We start from the raw sequence: 3,020 nt of genomic DNA, 5'->3' as shown, positions 1-3,020 counted from the left end.
CGCCAGCTACCGGCTGAAGAACCGCCTCACCGCCATCGAAGGCGGCATCACCGCCGTCAGCTGACCCGGACTCAAGCTCTGCACATCAGCCCGTACATACCTCTGCACTACAGCCCGTACGCCGACAACTGGACCCCGCCCTGGGAAGTCACTGACGGCGGAACGCCGTGACGGCGGCTACGTTCTCGGTGCCCGTCCCGGTCACCGACCGTCGAGGCGGGCGAGCACCGCTCTCACCGCGTCGTCCGGGCGCTGCACCGTGCGTAGGTGAGGCTTTTCCTCTCGAGAGGGCTTCCTGGGGAACCCCGGGGGAGCCGTCGGTCTACGAAGAAGCAACACTTCCACGCGGAGAGTAAACGGACTCCTCGCGGAGAATGCAGGACTCTTCACGGAGGGAGCAGGCGGCGAGGGCCTCAGCTCCGGCCACGGGGAGGAGCTCGCCGACGTCTTCCTCTACCTGGCCGCGATCGCCGAGATGCAGGGCGTCGACCTCAGTCAGGAGGTCAGGCGCAAGATCGAGAAGAACGCACGCCGCGTCTACACCTGTGGGGACAACAGCTCACTTGTGCGGACCGGCGGAGAGTAGTCCCGATACGGCCGGAGCTGCACCAAGTCCTCGCCTGGCTGCGCCGGCGAATCAGCGGTAGCCGGTCAGGATCGTGTGCCGCGGACTTGGTACCGGGCGGTGGCGTGCCGGCCAGTCTGCTCCTTCAAGTGGGTGACGAAGCACGGACAGTGGTTGCTGTCCTCGTTCAAGATGAGAGTGACGTGCTCGCCCACTTCCAAGGGCGCTGGTTCCCCTCCGCTCGGCCCCCCCGTTGCGAAACCGTGAGCACTTTCCGGGAAAGTGTTCACGGTTTCGCGGAGTGCACCCCTTGAGCGCGCACGGCCGTACGGATTCACCGACAAGATCATGGTGTCGCCGATCACCACCGGGATGTGCCGCGGGCGGGGGAGACGCGATGGGCAAGACGGGGCGGCGCGGTTGTCCGCGCCGCGCTCAACGCGGGTAAGGCTGGGCCGGCGGCTGGGAACGGCTGCCTGATCGTCCCTCCAAAACACGTCGGCCGACTGTAGATGCGCTGTGCGAGGGCGCGTTCGCCGATTGCCTTCTTTCCGCGGAACTCCGTGAACCTGTCCAACAGTGCGTCCCCGTACGCGACTCCAAGAACACGAGGTGACCCTTTTCGGCGTGGGCCGTGACGGTTCGGACGCGGTTCGTGGCGTTCACGTGGCGTACGGTTGGACCGGCCGCTCGGGCCGGTCGTCCGGCATGCTGGGGCAGGGCCTCGGGGCGGTGTGCCGGTTGCCCCGACTCGACAGGAGAGTGCGCGAGACGCCCAAGACCACGCAGCTGCGTATGGACGCCTACGCCCTTGTCCCGGACACCCGCCGGGCCATCGACCGGGGCAACACGGAAAGCCTCTTCCCGCGCCTGGCCGGATGACCGCTCGTCGCGAAGGCGGGCCGTCCCGCAGGGCCGCAGCCTGCCAGTGTCCCGTCTCATTCGATCCAGGGCGTGTATCGAAAGGTGGTGGCCCAACTGCTCGGCCACCAGTCCCTGTTCCGGGCCTCCGCCGACGTCGAGCAGGCGGTCAGGGGCCGGCTTCAGCTGTGAGCTTGGGGCGGCCCACAATGCCCACGATCGATGCCGCGCGGATCACCTCTGCGCTGAATCCGCCCGCAGTGAAAGTGCCGGTGACCTTCTCGGCGAGCTCGTCCAGGCGATCGCCCGGCGGCTCGTAGAAGGCGTACAGGGCGCCGCCCGAAGCCAAGAGGTCTGCGGCGAGTGCCAGTTCTGCGCGGGCCGGGCCGGTCCAGAACAGGTTGACGTTGATCGCAAAGATCTTGTCGAAGCGTCGGTCGGAGAGGCCCGCGGCCGTCAGGCCCGACTCGGTGAATGCCGTCGTCGCGATTCTGACCCGGCCGTTCCGGACCGCGTCTTCGTTGCGCCGTACGGCCCGTGACGTAGCCGTGGCGGAACGGTCGACGGCCGTGATCGTGCCTGTGGTCAGTAGCGGGCAGACCAGTGCGACCGCGACCCCGCCGCCGCAGCCGATCTCCAGCAGCCGGTCGGATGGCCGCACGTCCAGCGCTGCGATCGCCTGCCTGATGCGCTCCGGAACCGCCATGCCCACCATGCGCGACAAGTGTAGGCGTCTGCGCCTTGTTGCCCTCTCACATCAGGCCAGCGCCTAGTGCCGCATGAGGCCACACTCGTGCGGGTCGGCCGAGAGCAGTCCCAAGAGGGCCGGAACTGCACCAAGTCCTCGTCTGACTGCGCCGGCGGCTCAGCCATAGCCGGTCAGGGTTGTGTGCCGCGGACTTGGTATCGGGCGGTGGCGTGTCGGCCAGTCTGCTCGTTGAAGTAGGTGACGAAGCACGGCTGGCGGCTGCCGTCCTTGTTCAAGATGAGAGTGACGTGCTCGCCCACTTCCAAGGGCGCTGGTTCCGCTTCGTCAAGAAGGAGTGACCCGAGCACGGCCCTCCACTCGGGCAATGTCCTTCCGTGCGGCAGGGCGAGCGCGGCCGTGAGGAATGTCGCGTGCAGGAACGGTCGGTGATGCCTTCGGGACCGGTTGGGCGGGCGGGAACACTTGCTCCGGTCCGTACGCTGGGTCAGCGTACGGACACGTTCGGTGGACTGTACGAATTCGGGTTGGCCACTCTGGTCGTTCTCCAGCAGGGGGAACTGGCACGTGTGCACCTGGAGGTGGGCCTCGAATGACGACCGACCACGTCGAACCGGCGGCTGCTGGCGCGGAGTGCGAGCGGGAACCGGGCCCGTCGGACAGCCTGCGGACGTTCGGGGCTGTCGTCCAGGCGCTGCGCGAGCACGCGGGGCTGAGCCGGGCGGAGCTCGGGGAGCTGGTCCGCTTCTCCAAGCACACGGTGGAGTCGGTGGAGTTGGGGCGGCGGATGCCGGACGAGTCGTTCGTCGAGCGGGCGGAGGAGGCGCTGGGCAACACGGGAGCGTTGCGGCGGTCGGCGTGCTTTTTGACGCGGGGGGAGGCGGGGCT

Annotated in this window: 2 protein-coding genes; one reads left to right on the top strand and one right to left on the bottom strand. The window is 67.9% G+C overall.

Annotated features, from left to right (window positions below; translation table 11 throughout):
* Positions 1-1,595: 1,595 nt before the first annotated feature.
* Positions 1,596-2,141, bottom strand: coding sequence for an SAM-dependent methyltransferase (locus C1I97_RS34355; protein ID WP_111006904.1), 546 nt, complete (start codon positions 2,139-2,141; stop codon positions 1,596-1,598).
* Positions 2,142-2,724: 583 nt separating this feature from the next.
* Between C1I97_RS34355 and C1I97_RS34350 the strand changes: the two genes are divergently transcribed.
* Positions 2,725-3,020 (top strand): helix-turn-helix domain-containing protein (locus C1I97_RS34350; protein WP_146608391.1); only part of this gene is annotated, 296 nt, incomplete at its 3' end.

It is taken from the genome of Streptomyces sp. NTH33 (genome assembly GCF_003236365.1).
Taxonomy (GTDB): domain Bacteria; phylum Actinomycetota; class Actinomycetes; order Streptomycetales; family Streptomycetaceae; genus Streptomyces.
Note: the sequence above shows the minus strand (reverse complement) of the source record. Positions and strands in the feature narration are given on the sequence as shown.